Here is a 17,191-nt window from a genome sequence, read left to right as displayed (position 1 = left end):
AGGCCCGGTGGTCAGTCGCAGGTCACCGTGCGTCCGCGGGGGCTCACGGCGATCGTCGTGGTGTTGCTGAACGACGCCGGGGCGGCGCCCGCCACCAGCACCGGGTTCCTGGGCGCGAGGGTGCCCGCGATGGCGATCACGTGGCAGCCGACGGGCAACGGCCGCGTGAGGGCCACTCGTCCCGCGGCGACGGACGTCGCCGGTCCCGGGTCAGCGCTCAGGATGTTGGGGTCCGGGAGGGCGACGGCCAGCGGACCGGTCACCACCTTCGTCAGCGGCAGCGGCGCCCCGTCGAGGGTGACCGTCAGCGCGGCCACCCGGATGCCGGCGAGGGCGCAGTCGCGCAGCGAGGCCGGGTCGGTGCCGGCGAAGGGCGGCGGCTCGACGGTGCTGCACTCGACGGTCAAGCCCGCGACGAACACCCGCGTCCCCGGCGCCACGGTGCAGGTCAGCTCCGGGAAGAACGCGGAGAAGGGCGCGACGACACGGCCGGACAGAGGCACGCAGGGGTCCCCGCCGGCCAGCGGGTTCTTCGCCAGCGGCGTCTGCAGGGTCGTGGTCCACAGCTCCCCGAGGAGCCTCGTCTCCGTGCCGGGTGGGACCGCGGCGGCCGGCGGCGCCGCCACGACCAGGCCGAGCAGGAGCGCGAACAGGACCAGGGCGATGCGTCTCATGGCCGTCCCCTCCAGCCGAGACCCCGGACGGTCGCCCCGGCGCGGCCGGACGTCCACGGCCGGAGGGCCCGCCTCCGGCGCGTCGTCACCGCGCGGGCGTCAGCCGGACACCAGGGTCGTCGCCCGGGTCCGGCTCAGGTCTGCGCCGGCATCGCCCAGGGCTCCTCGGGGAGCACCTCGCCGGTCTCCAGCAGCGACTTGAGGTTGGCGAGCACGGCCGGCCAGCCCTGCGAGATCTCGCGCAGCGCCCGGCCGTCGGCGAGGTTCTCGTGGGTGACGGTCAGCCGGACGATGCCGCCGTGCTGCTCGACGAGGAAGGTGACGACGGAGGCGCCGCCCGGCGGTTCCTCGCCGGTGGGGTCGCCGAAGGTCATCACCAGCCGGCGCGGCGGTTCGGTCTCCAGCACGCGGCCGCCGGCGTCCACCTGGCCCGAGCCGTCGGTGCGGCGGTGCTCCCAGCGGCTGCCCGGCTGCCAGTCCGACACGTTGCTGTGCCCCCAGTAGCGGGCGGTGAGGTCGGCGTCGGTGAGGGCCTGCCACACCTGCTCGGCGCTGGCGCGGACGTAGGTGACGTAGACGTAGGTGGGGACGGACCCGGTCGTCTGCTCGGTCGACTGCTCGGACACGGCGAGCTCCTCTGCTGCGTCGCGGATGGCGGCCAGGGCCTGCAGGCGCGGCCGGTCGAACGTGGAGATCCAGCGCTCCCCGATCTCGGAGATCGCCGCGGGGTTCAGGAAGTGCAGCCGCTCCCGTCCGCTGCGGACCACGGTGACCAGGCCCGCCCGGACGAGGACGTCGAGGTGCTGGGTGGCCGACTGCCGGGCCATCCCCAGGTGCGCGCACAGCTCGCCGAGGGTCTGCCCGTCCTGCTCGCGCAGCCGGTCGAGGAGCACCCGGCGCGTGCGGTCGGCGAGGGCCTTGAACACCGCGTCGACGTCGGGTGCGTCCACGCGCCGATCATGCAGGCATTCACCTGCATGAGTCAAGGGCCGGTCAGCCGCCGAGGAGGGCGCAGTCGGCCGCGCCCAGCGGCACGGGGTCGCCCGGCGCGAGCTCGGCCAGCACGATCGCCTGCACCAGCGGGTCGCGGGGCAGGTCGCCGTGGCCGACCTGCGCGCCCGCGCACACCGACTGGACCTCGAGGTTGAGCGCGCCGTCGAGGCGGGCGGAGTCCGGCGGGGTGACCGTCTCGTCCTGCGCCGTCCACACCGACACCCACGTCGGGCCCGCCGGCGTCTCGTCGCCGTCGTTGAGAGCGGTGAGCAGGTCGCTGTCGGTGGCCAGCTGCCGGCAGGCCTCGGGGCACGAGCCGGGAGCGACGCCGACGGCGAGGTCGGCCAGCGTCGTCCCGTGGTGCGGCGAGCCCAGCGTCAGCACCCGCCGGGCAAGGTCCGCCCCGCCGTCGGCGGCCCACAGCCGCGCCACGACACCCCCGGCGGAGTAGCCGACGACGTCGACGCTGCCGGCGCCGGTGCGCTCCAGTGCGGCGCCGGCGGCGGTGTCCAGGACGTCGGCCGCGGCGGCGAGGTCGCCGGTGCCGTTGCCGGGCAGCGACACCACCGTGACGTCGCGGCCCGCGGCGGTCAGCCGGTCGGCCAGCCCGCGCAGCGAGCCGGTGCCGCCGCCGTAGCCCGGCACGAGCAGCACCGGGCCGGGCTCCTCCTGCGACACCGGCGCGGCCGGGCCGGGGGCGTCCTCGCGCGTGACCAGCACGAGGGCGACCGCGGCGAGCGCGGCGACGACGAGGAGGACCAGCACGGCGAGGAGCAGGCGGCGGCGGGCGGGGGCGAGGCCGGCGAGCACCTCCCCACTGTCCCCGGTCCCGCCCGGGGGCCGGCGCGGCTGGGGGAGACTGCGCCGGTGCTGAGCCGCGACGAATACCTCGCCGAGTGGTCGCGGTGGCACGGCGGCACCGACCCGGCCGCGAGCCGGCTGGTGCACGGGTGGCTGTCGCTGGCCTACGCGCTCGCCCGTGCGGTCTCGTGGCTGCCGCCGCTGGCCGCGACCGCGCTGGGCCTGCTGGTGGCGGCCGCCGCCGTCGGGCCCGCGCTCGCCGGCGGCGCGTGGCTGATCGCGGGCGGGCTGCTGGTCGGGCTCTCGGGGCTGCTCGACTCCCTCGACGGCGCGCTCGCCCTGGCCGGCGGCCGGGCCTCGCGGCGCGGGTACGTGCTCGACTCCGCCGTCGACCGGCTCACCGAGGCCTGCTACGCCGTCGCGCTGTGGGCCGCCGGCGCGCCGGGCTGGCTGGCCGCCGTCTTCGGGGCGCTGTGCTGGCTGCCGGACTACCTGCGCGCCCGGGCCGGCCAGGCGGGGGTGTCCGAGACCGGGGCGATCTCGGTGTGGGAGCGGCCCACCCGCGTGGCGATGACCGGGTTCACCGTGGGCGGCGCCGGGATCGTGGCCGCCACCGGGCTCGGCGAGGCGCTGGGCGTGGCCGGTGGGCCGGGGATCGTCGTGACCGCCGGGACCGCCGTGGGCGCCGTCCTCGGGCTGGTCGGCACCGCGCAGCTGGGCCTCTCGCTGCGCCGGGCGCTGGGGGAGGAGCCGGGGCGCTAGCCGGCGTGTCCGGTCCGTCGCCGTCCGGAGTGGGACGCACGCCGGGGCGCGCAGCGCCGGAGGCGCCTCTTAGGGTGGCGCTGCTCGCCGTACTCCCGCAGCTCCCGAGGAGCCACCGTGCCCGTCGTCGTCACCGGCTCCATCGCCACCGACCACCTCATGACCTTCCCGGGTCGGTTCACCGAGCAGTTCGTCGAGGGACAGATGGAGAACGTCTCCCTGTCCTTCCTGGTCGACGACCTCATCCAGCACCGCGGCGGCGCCGGGGCCAACATGGCCTTCGGCCTGGGGCTGCTGGGTCTGTCGCCGGTGCTGGTCGGGTCGGTCGGCAGCGACTTCACCGACTACGACGCCTGGCTGACCCGCCACGGCGTCGACACCCGCGACGTGCGGTGGTCCGAGCTCAAACACACCGCGCGGTTCGTCTGCACCACCGACGCGGTGAACAACCAGATCGCGTCGTTCTACTCGGGCGCGATGAGCGAGGCCGGCGAGATCGAGCTGGCGCCGGTGTGCGCGCGGGTGGGTGCGCCCGACCTCGTCGTCATCGGTCCCAACGACCCCAAGGCGATGCTGCGGCACACCCAGGAGTGCCGGGAGCGCGGCTACGCCTTCGCCGCCGACCCCAGCCAGCAGCTGGCCTGGGCCGACGGCGAGATGATCCGCGAGCTGGTCGACGGCGCGGACCTGCTGTTCACCAACGAGTACGAGTCGGCGCTGCTCAGGCAGAAGACCGGGTGGGACGCGCCGGAGATCCTCGGGCGGGTGGGCACCTGGGTCACCACGCGCGCCGCCCACGGCGTGCTCGTCCGCCAGGCCGGCGCCGACCCGATCGAGGTCATCGCCGTCCCCGAGACCAAGCCGGTCGAGCCCACCGGCGGCGGCGACGCGCTGCGGGCGGGGTTCATCGCCGGCCGCACCTGGGGGCTGAGCCTGGAGCGGGCCACCCAGCTGGGCTCGGCGGTGGCCACCGAGGCGGTCGAGGTGGTCGGCACCCAGGAGTACGAGCTGCGCCGCGAGCCCTTCCTCGAGCGGTTCGCCGCCGCGTTCGGCGCCGACGCCGCCGCCGAGGTCGCCGCGCACCTGCCGGCCTGAGGAGGCAGAGGAAGCGACACGCACGTCCTGGGGCCCAGGACGTGCGCAGCGCTTCCTGTGCCCGGCTAGCGCTTGCGCACCTGCTCGCCGATCGAGGGGTCCTCGGCCCACTTCGCGTAGGGGATCCGCGGGATCACGCGCATCTCGCCGACGGTGCACCACTCGTTGCCGCCGAGGCGCGCCAGCGGCCGCAGCTCCTCGATCCGCGGGCGGCCGTCGCGGACGGCGCTGGAGAAGACGCTCACCCACTCCACCCGGCCGAAGACGACGGTGCTGTCGCCCAGTCGCAGCGTGGAGTGCAGCGTGCACTCGATGCTCACCGGCGACTGCGCCACCCGCATCGCCGCCACCTTCTCGCTCGGCTCGAGCCGGACGCCGGCTGCCTCGGCCTCGCTCTGGTCCGGCGGGAAGTCGGTGCCGGTGGCGTTGGCCTGCTCGAACAGCTCCTCGGGCACCAGGTTGACGGTGAAGTCGCCGGTGGCCTCGACGTTGTTCAGCGAGTCCTTGCGGCCCACCGAGGTGAACTGCACGACCGGCGGCCGCACGCACGCCACCGTGTAGAAGGAGTGCGGCGCCAGGTTGTGCACGCCCTCGGCCGAACGGCTGCACACCCACGCGATCGGCCGCGGCACCACCACGGAGTTCATCACCCGGTAGAAGTCCGAGGGGCGCATGTCCCCGGGGTCGAAGGCGGTGCGGGGCGGGCTGGGGTCGGGCGTGCGCGTGTCGGGCGAGGTCACACCCCATCCTGGCCCGGGTCAGGCCAGCGCGCGCCCGCGCCAGGTGAGCGTGCCCCGCCGGTGCCCGGCCACCGATCCGGCCAGGAGCACGTCGAGGGCCAGCAGCGACACCGGGTGGGCGAGGGCGTCGGGCCACCCCCGCCCGCCGGTCGCCGCCGCGCTCACCGCCCGCCCGGCCACGCCGGCCACCCAGCCGGCCAGCCCGGCCCGCGACCCCCGCAGCGCGGCCAGCGGGGGGACCACGCCGACGGCGGTCAGCACCGCCGCCGCGGCCACCGACGCCGCCGTCGACCCGCCCACCGAGGCCCACAGCGACTTGCCGTAGCCCTCCCGCATCGCCGCCCAGCCGTCGTACATCCGGCACTCGGCCAGCGCCGCGCCGGCCGCCGGCACCGCCCGCCCGCCGGACCGCTTCACCGCCCGCGCCAGCGCCACGTCCTCCACCACCTCCTCGCGCACCGCCGCGTGCCCGCGGGCGCGCAGGTAGCCGCGCCGGGTGGACGCGAGGAACTGGCCGTTGGCGGCGGTGAGCGAGGGCCGCGCGGAGCGCTCGGCCAGCCGCAGCGGCAGCGTGGTCATCCACAGCCACGGCGACAGCGGCTGCACCAGCCGCTCGGCGGCGGTGCCCGCCACCGGCCGCGGCCAGGGCGAGACCAGGTCCAGGCCGTGCGCGTCGAGCAGCGCGACGGCGGAGGCCACCGCGCGCGGGGTGACCCGGACGTCGGCGTCGACGAAGACCAGGTACCCGTCGTCGCGCATCGTCTGCGCGCCCACCCAGCAGGCGTGCGGCTTGCCCAGCCACCCGGCCGGGGGCGCGCCGGCGGGCAGCAGCCGCACCCGCGGGTCACCGACGGCGCGGACGACGTCGGCGGTGCCGTCGGTGGAGCCGTCGTCGACCACGACCACCCGCAGGTCGGGCACGCCGGTGGAGGCCAGCAGCGCGGCCAGGCAGCCGCCGACCTGCGCCTCCTCGTCACGCACCGGGAGCACCACGGTGACCGGCCGGGCCACCACCGGCGGATCGGCGGGCGGACGGCGCAGCAGGGCCGCGTTGACCGCCGCGTGCACCGCGCCGGCCACCGCCAGGCCGGACAGGACCCGGACGGCCGGGCCGCTCACCGGCGGCGGGCCTGCGCGGCGAGCACGGCGACCACGACCGCGGACAGCGCCGCACCCCAGGCCGCCGAGCCGGGCAGGTCCAGCCAGACGGCGTGCGCGAGCGCTCCGCCGGCGACCATCCAGGCGATCACCAGCAGCGGAGCGGCGTCGGCGCCCGGGACGCCGTCGCGGGCGGTGCGCGCCACGACCACCTCGAGCAGCGCCATGAGCACGAGCCCGGCCAGCAGCCAGCCGGCGAGGTTGGTCAGCGGCACGGTGTCGATGCCGGGCAGCCCCGGGGTGGGGTGCGCCCACGTCCAGTAGCCGGCCTGCACCAGCTGCGGGTCGAGGACGACGTCCCACCCGGCGAACACCGCCGCGGCGACGGCGACCCGCGCCGCCCGCCGCCGCGCCGGCCGCACCCGCCGGGTGAGCAGCGCGGCCAGCACGCGGCTGGGCCACGCCATCAGCAGCCAGGCCAGCGGGACGAGGAACGGGACGCCGAGCAGCGTGGGGCCCAGCGCGTCGCTGTAGGTGTAGGAGCCGTAGGGGTACCCGGTGGCCAGCCCGACCGACTCGAACGCGACGGCGGTGGCCGCCACCGTCGCGAGCACCGCCGCGCCGGTGCGGGGACCGTGCGCCGCCGCGGCGGAGGTCACCGAGACCGCCGAGCCGAGCAGCACGATCGTCCAGGACACCGCGTCGCGGGCCGCGCCGTCGGTCAGCGGATAGGCGACGGCGGCGAGCACCAGCAGCACGGCCAGGACCAGCGGCAGCCGCGCGGCCGGGAGGGCGACCCGCCGGACCGCCGCCGGGCCGGAGCCCACGGAGGCGCTCACCGGGGACGGGCCGCGCGCACCGCCCGGCCCGCGGCCGCCCGGGCCCGCGCCAGCGGCCGGCGGTCGGCCAGCACCGCGCGCGCCGCCGTCCGGCCGGAGTTGCCCGAGACCCCGCCACCCGGGTGGGTGGAGGCTCCGGCGAGGTACAGCCCGTCGAGCCCCGGGACCCGGTAGCCGGCCAGCGCCGGCGTGGGGCGCAGCGAGAACATGCTGGCCAGGCCCATCTCCACGTGCATGACGTTGCCACGCAGCAGGGACAGTTCGCGTTCCAGCAGCAGCGGCGTCTGGACGTACATCCTCTGCACGGAGTCGGCGAAGCCGGGGGCGTAGCGGTCGACGGCGGCCACCAGCCGCTGCGCCTCGGCCTCGGCGAGCGCGTCCCAGTCGCCGCCGTCGGCCAGCGCGTACGGGTACCACTGGCCCCACACGGTGACCACGTGCTTCCCGGGCGGGGCGAGGGTGTCGTCGCTGGCGGAGAAGGACATCGCCAGCGGCACCGGCTCGCGGGGCAGCCGGCCGCCCAGCCAGTCGCCGTGCGCGGCGGCCAGTTGCGCGCGGTCGGTGCACAGCAGCTGCAGGCCCTGTCCCGACACCGCCGGGTCGACGCCCGGATAGGTGGGCAGCGCGTCGGTGAGGCAGCGCAGCACCAGGCCGAAGCCGTTGCCCACCGGCGGCGCGGCGTCGGCCAGCGCGGGCGGGGCGTCGTCGCCGGCGAGGTCGCGGGTGGCCAGCACGTGGCAGGCGGCGACGACGACCGGCGCGTGCACCCGCCGTCCGGACGCCGTCTCCACGCCGCAGACGCGACCGTCCTCGACGAGCAGCCGCGCGGCGCCGTCGCCGAGGACGACGTGCCCGCCGTCGGACTCCAGCCGGGCCCGCAGCGCCCGGGCGAGCCCGCCGGAGCCGCCCACCGGGTGACCGGGCGGGGTGTCGTGCAGCAGCGCCGCCCAGGCGACCATCGCGGCCGTCCCCGGCTCGGACATGGGCGGCCCGGACTGGGCGCCGAACCAGGCCAGCGCCGCCTTGAGCCGCTCGCTGGTGAACCAGCGGTCGAGCAGCGCGTCGCCGGAGCCGAGGAAGTCGACGGCGAGGTCGCCGCCCGGGGTGCGCGGGGCGTCGGCGGTGGGGGCGCCCAGCGGCCAGAACGCCCGGGCGAGGCCCAGCGGCGTCGGCCGGCGGCCGAAGGAGTCGACGACGGCGCGGCTGCGCGGCCCCCACACGCCGACGAAGCGGCGGTAGGCGGCGGCGTCGTCCTCCCCGCACGCGGCGGCGATGGAGGCGCAGGTGGCGTCGAGGTCGACGGAGAAGACCAGCGGGCGGCCGTCGGGGCCGGGGTCGCCGGGGACGGGGGCGGGCGCGAAGCCCCACGGGTCGCAGTCGAGGTAGCGCAGCCCGTGGGCGGCCAGCTCGAGCTCCTCGACGACGCCGCTGTGCCGGACGATGACGTGCGCGCTCGAGCCGCGGTCGACCCGCACGCCCGGCCAGCGCTCGACGGTGGACACCGCGCCGCCGAGGACCTCGTCGCGCTCGACGACCTCCACCGACAGCCCCGCCCGGGCCAGGTAGCAGGCGGCGACCAGCCCGTTGTGGCCCGCGCCGACGACGACGGCGTCGACGGCGGTGTCGGGCGCCGGGGCGCTCAGGACGGGCCCGCGCCCGGCCGCAGCGGCAGGCGGGCGCCGAGGATGGCGAAGGGCCGGGCGTCACCGGGGAAGTGGTGGCCGCGGGCGAGGTCGACGAAGCCGTCGGCGTGGTAGAGCCGGAAGGCCTTGGTGTCGGCGTCGGGCGTGGACAGCAGCGCCACCGGCGCCGGGACGCCCTCGACGAGCGCGTGCAGCAGCCGCCGGCCCAGCCCGCGGCTCTGCACGTCGGGGTGCACGTGCAGCTCGCAGACCTCGAACGCGCCGGGCAGCCAGCGCTTGGCGGTGCGCCGGTCGAGGGCCGCGCGCACCTGGTCGTGCCACCACTGCCCGGGGGCGACGAGGTAGCCGTAGCCGAAGCCGACCAGCCGCTCGCCGTCCGGCGTGGCCTCGAACCCCCCGACGGCACGGAAACCGGGGCGCTCGGTGTGCTGGACGGCGTAGCCGTAGCGGCCGGCCACCACCGAGGAGTCGTAGCCCATCGCCTCGCCGTAGATGGTCAGCGCCTCGTGCATGTGCTCGCGCAGCCAGCCGGCGGGGAGTTCGGTCACCCGCGTCGCGGGTGTCGTGCCGGTCACGTGGATCTCCTCGTTCACGGGCCCACCGCGGCCGGGGAGGTCACGGTGGCCGGGCTGTGGGTCGTGGGGCCGTCGAGTGGGCCGTCGAGTGGGCCGTCGAGTGGGCCGTCGCCGACCTCGGCGGGCGTGCCGCCGGTCAGCCGCAGCAGCTCGTCGTAGGTGGTGGGGAAGACGGCCGACGGGTTCCCGGCCGCGGCCCAGACGCGCTCGTACCGGGCGAGCTCGACGTCGACGAGCGTGCCGATCGGCGCGGGGTGGCCGACGGGGGCGACGCCGCCGATCGGCTGGCCGGTGTGCTCGCGGACGAAGTCGGCCGTGGCGCGCCGCACGCGGGGCACGCCGAGCAGGGTGGCCACCCGGTCGACGTCGACCCGGTGCGCGCCGCTGGTGAGCACGAGCAGGGGGGCTCCGCCGACGTCGAAGACCAGGCTGTTGGCGATGGCCCCGACGGGGACGCCGAGCTGTGCGGCGGCCGCGGCGGCGGTGTGCGCGCCCTCGGCGAGCTCGTGGACCCGCCCGGGAGCGCCGGCCTCGGCGAGCAGGCCGGCGATCGCGGCCACCCGGGGGTGGGTGGGTCGGCTCATGCGTCGATCCTGCCACCGCTGTCGGACCCCCGCCCTACCGTCCGGCCTGCGGGCGGGCGGGGCTGCCGTCCGGGAGGACCACGGTGGCGCGTCCGGCTTGACGCGACCGGCGGGGTCGGGTGTACTCGACGTGTTCGAACACGCGTTCGAACGGGTCGACCACCGTTCCCGGGACCTTCCCCGCCCGGGGCGGTGGCAGACCGTCAGCGGCACGGGGTGGGGAGACGGACATGAGCCGGGTGCTGGGTGACGTCGGCGAGCGGGCCGGCGAGGAGGTGCAGGTCGAGCGCGGTCCGCTCGGGCCCGCGCAGTTCTGGCGCGGGCAGGGCCGCTACGTCGTCGGAGAGCTGCTCGACTCCTGGGTCGAGACCGCGCCGTGGTGGCAGCACGCCGCCGGCGGCGCCTCGGCCGACCTGGTCGCCCCCCGCCAGGTGTTCCGGGTCGAGGCGCTGCGGGCCGGGCGCTCGCGGATGAGCTTCGCCGGCGTCTACGACCTGTGCTGGGACGCGGCGGACAACCGCTGGTCGCTCGTGCGGGTGCACGACTGATGGGCGCCGCGTACGCCATGACCCACGACCCGGCCGACCAGCTGCCCCTGCCCGCGCCGCTCCCCGCGGCCGCGACCCAGCTGCTCGACCAGGCCACCCGGGCGCTCGCCGAGGCCGCCCGCGCCGCCGACGCGCGCGACCGCTACGCCACCGCCCACCTCGGCGCGCTGCGCGCCGCCGCGGCGGTGCTGGCCGCCCGCACCCGGCCCGAGAGCGGCCGCCGCCGGCCGCGCAGCGCCTGGGTGCTCCTGGAGCAGGTCGCCCCCGAGCTGGGGGAGTGGGCCACCTTCTTCGCCGCCGGCGCCGCCAAGCGCGCCGCGGCCGAGGCGGGGCTGTCCCGCGCGGTCACCGAGCGCGAGGCCGACGACCTGGTCCGTGACGTCGGGGCCTTCCTCACCGTGGTCGAGAGCGTGCTCGCCAGCACGCCCGAGCCCGCGCCCCGGCCCCGCGTGGTCGGCGGCACCGCCCACCGTCCCGTCCGCGGGCGGTGAGCGGGGACCCCTTCGTCCACCTGCACGTCGCCTCCGGCTACTCCCTGCGGTACGGGGCCAACCACCCGGCCGACCTGGTCGCGCGCGCCGCCGAGCACGGCATGACGGCGCTGGCGCTGACCGACCGCGACGGTCTCTACGGCGCGGTCAAGTTCGCGCTGGCCTGCCGGTCGGCCGGGCTGCGGCCGGTGTTCGGGGTCGACTTGGCGGTCGCCCCCGCGGTGGACACGACCGTGCCGCCGGCGCGGGCGCACGTGCTGGGTGAGGACGAGTTCTCCCTCCGCCGCACCGGGAGCGCCTCGGTGCGGCCGGTGCCGCCGCGGCGCAGTCCCGTGCGCGGTGGCGCCGGTGTCGACCCGCGGCTGCCGCGGGTCACCTTCCTCGCCCGCGACGGCGCCGGCTGGCGGTCGCTGTGCCGGCTGACCAGCGCCACGCACCTGCGCGGCACCCGCGGCGAGCCGGTGGCCTCGCTGGCCCTGGCCGCCGAGCACGCGCCGGGGCTGGTCGCGGTCATGGGGCCGGACTCCCCGGTGGGGCGGGCGCTCGCGGCCGGGCGGGCCGACGTCGCCTCGGCGCGGCTGTCGGCCTGGCGGTCGGTGTTCGGCCCGGGCTCGCTGGTGGTCGAGGTGGTGCACCACCGCGGCCGGGGCGACCGCTCCCGCGCCCAGCGGCTGCTGCGCTTCGCCGAGGAGGAGGGCGTGCCGGCGGTGCTCACCAATGCCGTCCGCTACGTCGACGCCCTCGACGCGCCCACCGCCGACGTCCTCGACGCCTCCCGGAGGCTGGTCGCCCTCGACACCCGGCACGTCGACCGGCGCACCGCCGAGGGCTACCTCAAGTCGGGCAAGGAGATGGCCGAGGTCGCCGCCGACCTCGTCGGGCCCGACCGCGACGCGGCGCTGCGGCTGACCGAGCGCACCGCCCGGCTGGCCGAGCAGTGCGCCGTCGACGTCCGCGAGGACCTCGGCATCGGCACCGTGCGCTATCCCGAGCTCGACGTCGTCACCGCGCCCGGGGAGCGGGGGATGGGTCCCTCGGAGGTGCTGCGCGCCCGCTGCGAGGCCGGGCTCGGCCGGCGCGGGATGGCGCGCAGCGAGAAGGTCCTCGGCCGGCTGGAGGACGAGCTGGCGGTGATCGACTCCCTCGGCTACCCGTCCTACTTCCTCACCGTCGCCGACGTGGTCGACCTCATCAGGGGTCTGCGGGTCCGCGCCGCGGCCCGCGGGTCGGGCGCCGGCAGCCTGGTCACCTACCTGCTGGGCATCTCCGACGTCGACCCGATCCGCTACGGCCTGCTGATGGAGCGGTTCCTCTCCCCGCTGCGCCACCAGCTGCCCGACATCGACATCGACGTCGAGTCCGCCCGGCGCATGGAGGTCTACGACGCGGTCATCGGCCGCTTCGGCGCCCACCGGGTCAGCTGCATCTCGATGATGGACACCTACCGGGTGCGGCACGCCATCCGCGACGTCGGCGCCGCGCTGGGGCTGCCGCCGGCCGAGATCGACGCCGTCGCCAAGGCATTCCCACACATCCGGGCCAACCAGGTGCACGCCGCGCTCAAGGACCTCCCGGAGCTGCGGGCCAGCCGGCTGGGGTCCCGGCGCGGCGGCGGCACCGGCGACCTCGACCTGCTCTTCGACCTCGTCGCCCGGCTCGACGGCCTGCCCCGGCACATCGCGCTGCACCCCTGCGGGGTGCTGCTGTCCGACGCCACGCTGCTCGACCGCACCCCGGTGGAGAGCAGCTACCTCGGCTACCCGATGAGCCAGTTCGACAAGGACGACGTCGAGGAGCTCGGGCTGCTCAAGCTCGACCTGCTCGGCATCCGGATGCAGTCGGCGATCGCGCACGCCCTCGACGAGGTCGCCCGGGTCGACGGCACCGACGTCGACATCGACGCCGTCCCGCGCGACGACCCGACGACCTTCGAGCTCATCCGCAGCACCCGGACCCTCGGCATGTTCCAGATCGAGTCGCCGGGGCAGCGCGAGCTGGTCGGCAAGTTCGGGCCGGAGACGTTCGAGGACATCGTCATCGACATCTCGCTGTTCCGGCCCGGGCCGGTGAAGAGCGACATGGTGACGCCGTTCCTGCTGGCCCGGAACGGCTGGCGGGACCCGGTCTACCCGCACCCCGACCTCGCGCCGTTCCTCGAGCAGACCGCCGGCGTCGTCGTCTTCCACGAGCAGGTGCTGCAGATCGTGGCGCAGATGACCGGCTGCGACCTCGCCCAGGCCGACGAGGCGCGCCGCGCGCTCGGCGACCGCGAGCTGCACCCGGAGGTGCGGGCGTGGTTCATGCCGGAGGCGTTGCGGCGCTATCCGGTCGAGGTGGTCGAGCAGGTGTGGGAGGTGCTGGTCGCCTTCGGCTCCTTCGGGTTCTGCAAGGCCCACGCCGCGGCGTTCGCGCTGCCCACCTACCAGTCGGCGTGGCTGAAGACCCACCACCCGGCGGCCTTCCTCGCCGGGGTGCTCACCCACGACCCCGGCATGTACCCGAAGCGGCTGATCCTCGACGACGCCCGCAACTTCGGGATCCGCGTGCTGGGCCTCGACGTCAACGCCTCGACCGGCACCTACCGGGTGGAGCGGCTGGCCGAGGAGGACCGCCGGGCGGACTGGCGGCGGCCGGAGTGGATGCCGCCGTCGATGGCCGACCCGTCGGGCCACGGCATCCGGCTGTCGCTGACCGACGTCAAGGGCATCAGCGACGACGAGGTCGAGCGGATCGTGGCCGGGCAGCCCTACCGGTCGCTGACCGACTTCTGGTCGCGGGCCGCGGTGTCCCGCCCGGTGGTCGAGCGGCTGGTGCTGGCCGGCGGGTTCGACTCGCTCTACGGCTTCGGCGTGCGCGACCGCGAGGCCGGCCGGCCCACCCGCTCGCGCCGGTCGGTGACCCGCCGCGACCTGCTGCTGCAGATCAGCGAGCTCGACCGGTGGAGCCGCAGCGGGAAGAAGGCCGGCGCGGTGGGGCAGCTCAGCCTCGACCTGCTCGGGCTCGAGCTGCCGGAGGAGGCCGGGCCCGAGGAGACCGGGCCGGAGTGGGCCGGGGGCAGCGGGCTGCCGGAGTTCACCGACGCCGAGCTGGTCCGCGCCGAGCTCGAGGTGCTCGGGCTGGACGCCAGCCGGCACGTCGTCGACTTCTACAAGCCGTTCCTCTCCGCGATCGGCGCGGTGCCGGCAGGGGAGCTGCTCGGCTGCCGCAGCAGCGCCGAGGTGCTGGTGGCCGGGGTCAAGGTGGCCACCCAGACGCCGCCGATCCGGTCGGGACGCCGGGTGGTCTTCGTGACCCTCGACGACGGCACCGGCTGCACCGACTCGACCTTCTTCGAGGACGTGCAGGGCCCCTACGCGGCGACGGTGTTCCACTCGTGGCTGCTGGTGATCCGCGGGGTGCTGCGGCGCACCGGCCCACGCGGGGTGTCGATCCGGGCCACCGGCGCGTGGGAGCTGCCGGCGCTGCACGACGCCTGGGAGAACGGCGGGCTGGCCGCGGTGGCCGAGCACATGGCCGCGCCCGGGGAGTACACCGACCAGGCGATCGCCGGCGCGGCGGCCTCGCACGGCTCGCGGCCGGTGGTGGTCAAGCCGGTGCTGATGCACCCGACGGGCTTCCGGATGTCGCCCTACGCCGACATCAAGCCCGCCGGCGACGACGCCGCGACCGCCGCGCGGCGCGCCGCGGCACAACGGAGCGCCGCGGCACAACGGAGCGCCGCGGCACAACGGAGCGCCGCGGCAGGAGCCCCGCGCAAGCTGTGGCACTCCAGCCCCGGCAGCTCCGGCCACTGAGGCGCCGACCGGAGCGATGAGTCCGCAGGCGCTGCGCGGTCAGCCCCGGTGGGCGCCGGCGACCCGCCGGCCTCTCTCGAGGAGGACACAGCCATGCCGAAGCAGATCCCGTGCCTGTGGTTCGACACCGAGGCCGAGGAGGCCGCGCGGTTCTACACGTCGATCTGGCCGGACGCCGAGATCCTCGGCACCCTCCGCTACGGCGCGGAGAACCCCGAGCGCGAGGGACAGGCCCTCACCGTCAGCTGGCGGCTCGGCGAGACCGAGTACGTCGGCCTCAACGGCGGCCCGCAGGACTGGTCCTTCAGCGAGGCCATCTCCTTCCAGATCCTGTGCGCCGACCAGGACGAGGTCGACCACTACTGGAACCGCCTCACCGACGGCGGCGAGGAGGCCCCCTGCGGCTGGCTCAAGGACCGCTTCGGCGTCTCCTGGCAGGTCGTGCCCGTCCGCCTGCTGGAGCTGCAGGCCGATCCCGATCCCGACCGCCGGCAGCGCGCGGTGCAGGAGATGTTCACGATGCGGAAGATCGTCATCGCCGACCTCGAGCGGGCCGCCGGCTCGGTCTCCGCCTGAGGACCCCGCGGGCCGGTCCCCGGGCCGGCCCGCCGCTAGGGTCGGACGGGTGAGCGCCCCCGCCCCGTCCTCCGGCGAGCACCTGCCCGTCCGGACCGCCGCGGTCTGGGCCGCGCTCGACGCGCTGGCCGGGCGCGGGACCGCGCTGCGGGTCCTCGACGTCGGCGGCGGGAGCGGCGTCTTCGCCGTCCCGCTCGCCCGCCTCGGCCACGAGGTCACCGTCGTCGACCCCAGCGCCGACGCCCTGGCCACCCTCGAGCGCCGCGCGCAGACCGCCGGCGTCGGCGACCGGGTCCGCGGCCTGCAGGGCGACGGCGACCTGCTGCACGAGCTGCCTCTCGGCGGCGATCGCCCCGACGGCGGCGGCTACGACCTCGCGCTCTGCCACGCCGTCCTCGAGGTCGTCGACGACCCCGCCACCACCCTCGGCGAGATCACCCGCGCGCTGCGCCCCGGCGGGCAGGTCAGCGTCGCCACAGCCAACCGCGCCGGCGCCGTCCTCGCCCGGGCGCTGAGCGGCCACCCGAAGGAGGCGCTGGCCCTCCTGGAGGACCGCGACCCCGCGCCCGGCCGCACCCGCCCGGCCCGCCGCCGCTTCGCCTCCGAGGACCTGCTCGCCCTCCTGCGCAACGCCGGCCTGGAGCCGGGGGAGTGGCGCGGCGTGGCGGTGGTCGCCGACCTGCTCGACGCGAGCTCCGGCGCCGACCCCGACGCCGTCCGCCGGCTCGAGCTCGCGCTGGCCGGCACCTCGCCCTACCGCGACGTCGCCACCGGTCTGCACGTCCTGGCCACCCGCCCGTGACGGCGGTGCTCCCCGCCGACCTGGTCCCGCCGGCCTACGGCGCGGCCAGCCTCGCCGACGTCCTGCCCGGTGGGGCCGCCGCCCTCGGCGTCGCCGTCGACCGCGGCGGGCTGCCCGCAGATCCGCTCGGCCTCACCGACGCCCTGGCCGGCGCCCGCCGGGTCGCGGTCCTGCTCGTCGACGGCCTCGGCGCGCACCTGCTGCGCGCGCACGCCGCCCTCGCGCCGGCCCTCAGCGCGCTCGCCACCCCCGCCGGCGACCTCGCCGCGCCCTGCCCGAGCACCACCCCGGTCAGCCTGGTCACGCTCGGCACCGGCGTCCCCCCGGGCGGGCACGGCGTCCTCGGCTTCGTCACCGCCGTCCCCGGCGAGGACCGGCTGCTCAACCACGTGCAGTGGGCCGACGACCCCGACCCGCGCGACTGGCAGTCCCGCCCCACCGTCTTCGAGCAGGCCGCCGCGGCCGGCCTGCCGGTCACCGCCGTCGCGCCGTACGCCTACGCCGGCTCCGGGCTGACCACCGCCGCCTACCGCGGCGCGGGCTACTCGGGCACGGTCGGCGCCGGCGACCTCGCCGCGGGGATCCTGCGGTCGCTGGCCGCCACCCCCACCGGGCTGGTCTACGGCTACACCCCCGAGCTCGACCTCACCGGCCACGTCCGCGGGATCGACTCCGACAGCTGGCGGCTGCAGCTCGCCCTCGTCGATCGGCTGGTCGAGCAGGTCGTGGACGGCCTGCCCGACGACGCCGCCCTGCTGGTCACCGCCGACCACGGGATGCTCGACGTCCCCCGCGGCACCCGCGTCGACGTCGACGACGAGCCCGCGCTGCTCGACGGCGTCGCGCTGCTGGCCGGGGAGCCGCGCGCCCGCTACGTGCACGCCGTCCCGGGCGCCGCCGCCGACGTCCTCGACGCGTGGCGTGGCGTCCTCGGCGACCGGGCGTGGGTCGCCGGGCGCGAGGAGGCCATCGCCAGCGGGGTCTTCGGCGCCGTCGGCGAGGGCATGGCCGCCCGCATCGGCGACGTCGTCGTGCTGACCCGCGGCCCGTGGGCGGTCACCGCGTCGGCCACCGAGCCCGGCCCCAGCCGGCTGGCGGCCTACCACGGCTCGCTCACCGCGGCCGAGGTCGCGATCCCGCTGCTGCTGGCCCGGGGTCGCGCGCTCGGCTGAGGGG

General features: G+C 77.0%; 17 protein-coding genes. 8 read left to right on the top strand and 9 right to left on the bottom strand.

What is annotated here, in order from left to right; translation table 11 throughout:
• Positions 1 to 11: 11 nt before the first annotated feature.
• The 3 genes from FN207_RS10175 to FN207_RS10165 all read right to left on the bottom strand — a co-directional run bounded on the left by FN207_RS10175 (position 12) and on the right by FN207_RS10165 (position 2,477).
• Positions 12 to 674 carry a hypothetical protein gene (locus FN207_RS10175; protein WP_142458378.1) on the bottom strand — a complete coding sequence of 221 codons (663 nt, stop codon included), beginning with the start codon at positions 672 to 674 and terminating at the stop codon, positions 12 to 14.
• 134 nt (positions 675 to 808) lie between these two features.
• Positions 809 to 1,624, bottom strand: a complete 816-nt coding sequence (locus FN207_RS10170) for an ArsR/SmtB family transcription factor (RefSeq protein ID WP_142458377.1) — start codon at positions 1,622 to 1,624, stop codon at positions 809 to 811.
• A gap of 43 nt (positions 1,625 to 1,667) precedes the next feature.
• Positions 1,668 to 2,477 (bottom strand): lipase family alpha/beta hydrolase, encoded by an 810-nt coding sequence (locus FN207_RS10165; RefSeq protein WP_142458376.1) that lies wholly within the window; start codon positions 2,475 to 2,477, stop codon positions 1,668 to 1,670.
• A 57-nt stretch (positions 2,478 to 2,534) separates the two neighbouring features.
• Here FN207_RS10165 and FN207_RS10160 point away from each other — a divergent pair, with 57 nt between their 5' ends.
• Both FN207_RS10160 and FN207_RS10155 read left to right on the top strand, forming a co-directional pair.
• Entirely contained in the window at positions 2,535 to 3,230 is a 696-nt protein-coding gene (locus tag FN207_RS10160; RefSeq protein WP_142458375.1) for a CDP-alcohol phosphatidyltransferase family protein, read from the top strand.
• 117 nt (positions 3,231 to 3,347) lie between these two features.
• Complete coding sequence (locus tag FN207_RS10155) at positions 3,348 to 4,325, top strand: carbohydrate kinase family protein (RefSeq protein WP_142458374.1); 978 nt, start codon at positions 3,348 to 3,350, stop codon at positions 4,323 to 4,325.
• Between the two features lie 65 nt (positions 4,326 to 4,390).
• Here the strand turns inward: FN207_RS10155 and FN207_RS10150 are convergent, their stop codons facing one another.
• From FN207_RS10150 to FN207_RS10125, 6 genes are read right to left on the bottom strand one after another with little or no spacing between them, the layout of a single operon-like run.
• Entirely contained in the window at positions 4,391 to 5,065 is a 675-nt protein-coding gene (locus FN207_RS10150; protein ID WP_246065960.1) for a flavin reductase family protein, read from the bottom strand.
• Positions 5,066 to 5,083: 18 nt separating this feature from the next.
• On the bottom strand, positions 5,084 to 6,184 hold the full coding sequence (locus FN207_RS10145; protein ID WP_142458373.1) for a glycosyltransferase family 2 protein: 1,101 nt from the start codon (positions 6,182 to 6,184) through the stop codon (positions 5,084 to 5,086).
• Positions 6,181 to 7,002 carry a carotenoid biosynthesis protein gene (locus tag FN207_RS10140; RefSeq protein ID WP_246065959.1) on the bottom strand — a complete coding sequence of 274 codons (822 nt, stop codon included), beginning with the start codon at positions 7,000 to 7,002 and terminating at the stop codon, positions 6,181 to 6,183. The genes FN207_RS10145 and FN207_RS10140 overlap by 4 nt, the downstream gene beginning before the upstream one ends.
• A complete protein-coding gene (locus FN207_RS10135; RefSeq protein ID WP_142458372.1) occupies positions 6,999 to 8,645 on the bottom strand; it encodes a phytoene desaturase family protein in 1,647 nt (548 codons plus the stop codon). The genes FN207_RS10140 and FN207_RS10135 overlap by 4 nt, the downstream gene beginning before the upstream one ends.
• Positions 8,642 to 9,220 carry a GNAT family N-acetyltransferase gene (locus FN207_RS10130; RefSeq protein ID WP_142458371.1) on the bottom strand — a complete coding sequence of 193 codons (579 nt, stop codon included), beginning with the start codon at positions 9,218 to 9,220 and terminating at the stop codon, positions 8,642 to 8,644. The genes FN207_RS10135 and FN207_RS10130 overlap by 4 nt, the downstream gene beginning before the upstream one ends.
• A gap of 14 nt (positions 9,221 to 9,234) precedes the next feature.
• Positions 9,235 to 9,804, bottom strand: a complete 570-nt coding sequence (locus FN207_RS10125; RefSeq protein WP_142458370.1) for a YbaK/EbsC family protein — start codon at positions 9,802 to 9,804, stop codon at positions 9,235 to 9,237.
• A 230-nt stretch (positions 9,805 to 10,034) separates the two neighbouring features.
• On the opposite strand from FN207_RS10125, the gene FN207_RS10120 reads away from it, so the two are divergent.
• The 6 genes from FN207_RS10120 to FN207_RS10095 all read left to right on the top strand — a co-directional run bounded on the left by FN207_RS10120 (position 10,035) and on the right by FN207_RS10095 (position 17,187).
• The gene (locus tag FN207_RS10120) at positions 10,035 to 10,352 is read left to right on the top strand and encodes a DUF6504 family protein (RefSeq protein WP_142458369.1); all 318 of its coding nucleotides are present in this window, start codon (positions 10,035 to 10,037) and stop codon (positions 10,350 to 10,352) included.
• On the top strand, positions 10,352 to 10,843 hold the full coding sequence (locus tag FN207_RS10115) for an SAV_6107 family HEPN domain-containing protein (RefSeq protein ID WP_142458368.1): 492 nt from the start codon (positions 10,352 to 10,354) through the stop codon (positions 10,841 to 10,843). Before FN207_RS10120 ends, FN207_RS10115 begins: the two co-directional genes overlap by 1 nt.
• On the top strand, positions 10,840 to 14,637 hold the full coding sequence (locus FN207_RS10110; RefSeq protein WP_142458367.1) for a DNA polymerase III subunit alpha: 3,798 nt from the start codon (positions 10,840 to 10,842) through the stop codon (positions 14,635 to 14,637). The genes FN207_RS10115 and FN207_RS10110 overlap by 4 nt, the downstream gene beginning before the upstream one ends.
• Positions 14,638 to 14,730: 93 nt before the next feature.
• Positions 14,731 to 15,213: a VOC family protein gene (locus FN207_RS10105; RefSeq protein ID WP_142458366.1), complete on the top strand. Its 483-nt coding sequence runs from the start codon at positions 14,731 to 14,733 to the stop codon at positions 15,211 to 15,213.
• A gap of 49 nt (positions 15,214 to 15,262) precedes the next feature.
• Positions 15,263 to 16,015, top strand: a complete 753-nt coding sequence (locus FN207_RS10100) for a class I SAM-dependent methyltransferase (RefSeq protein ID WP_142458365.1) — start codon at positions 15,263 to 15,265, stop codon at positions 16,013 to 16,015.
• Positions 16,012 to 17,187, top strand: a complete 1,176-nt coding sequence (locus FN207_RS10095) for an alkaline phosphatase family protein (protein ID WP_142458364.1) — start codon at positions 16,012 to 16,014, stop codon at positions 17,185 to 17,187. Before FN207_RS10100 ends, FN207_RS10095 begins: the two co-directional genes overlap by 4 nt.
• The last annotated feature ends 4 nt before the right edge of the window (positions 17,188 to 17,191 follow it).

The sequence above is a fragment of the Geodermatophilus aquaeductus genome (assembly GCF_900182545.1).
Lineage (GTDB): Bacteria > Actinomycetota > Actinomycetes > Mycobacteriales > Geodermatophilaceae > Geodermatophilus > Geodermatophilus aquaeductus.
This window is presented reverse-complemented; position numbering and strand designations above follow the sequence as displayed.

Excerpts from the sequence above, each read along its gene's own strand:
- FN207_RS10175 (WP_142458378.1), bottom strand. The coding sequence starts at position 674 with ATGAGACGCATCGCCCTGGTCCTGTTCGCGCTCCTGCTCGGCCTGGTC.
- FN207_RS10125 (WP_142458370.1), bottom strand. The coding sequence starts at position 9,804 with ATGAGCCGACCCACCCACCCCCGGGTGGCCGCGATCGCCGGCCTGCTC.
- FN207_RS10120 (WP_142458369.1), top strand. The coding sequence starts at position 10,035 with ATGAGCCGGGTGCTGGGTGACGTCGGCGAGCGGGCCGGCGAGGAGGTG.
- FN207_RS10115 (WP_142458368.1), top strand. The coding sequence starts at position 10,352 with ATGGGCGCCGCGTACGCCATGACCCACGACCCGGCCGACCAGCTGCCC.
- FN207_RS10105 (WP_142458366.1), top strand. The coding sequence starts at position 14,731 with ATGCCGAAGCAGATCCCGTGCCTGTGGTTCGACACCGAGGCCGAGGAG.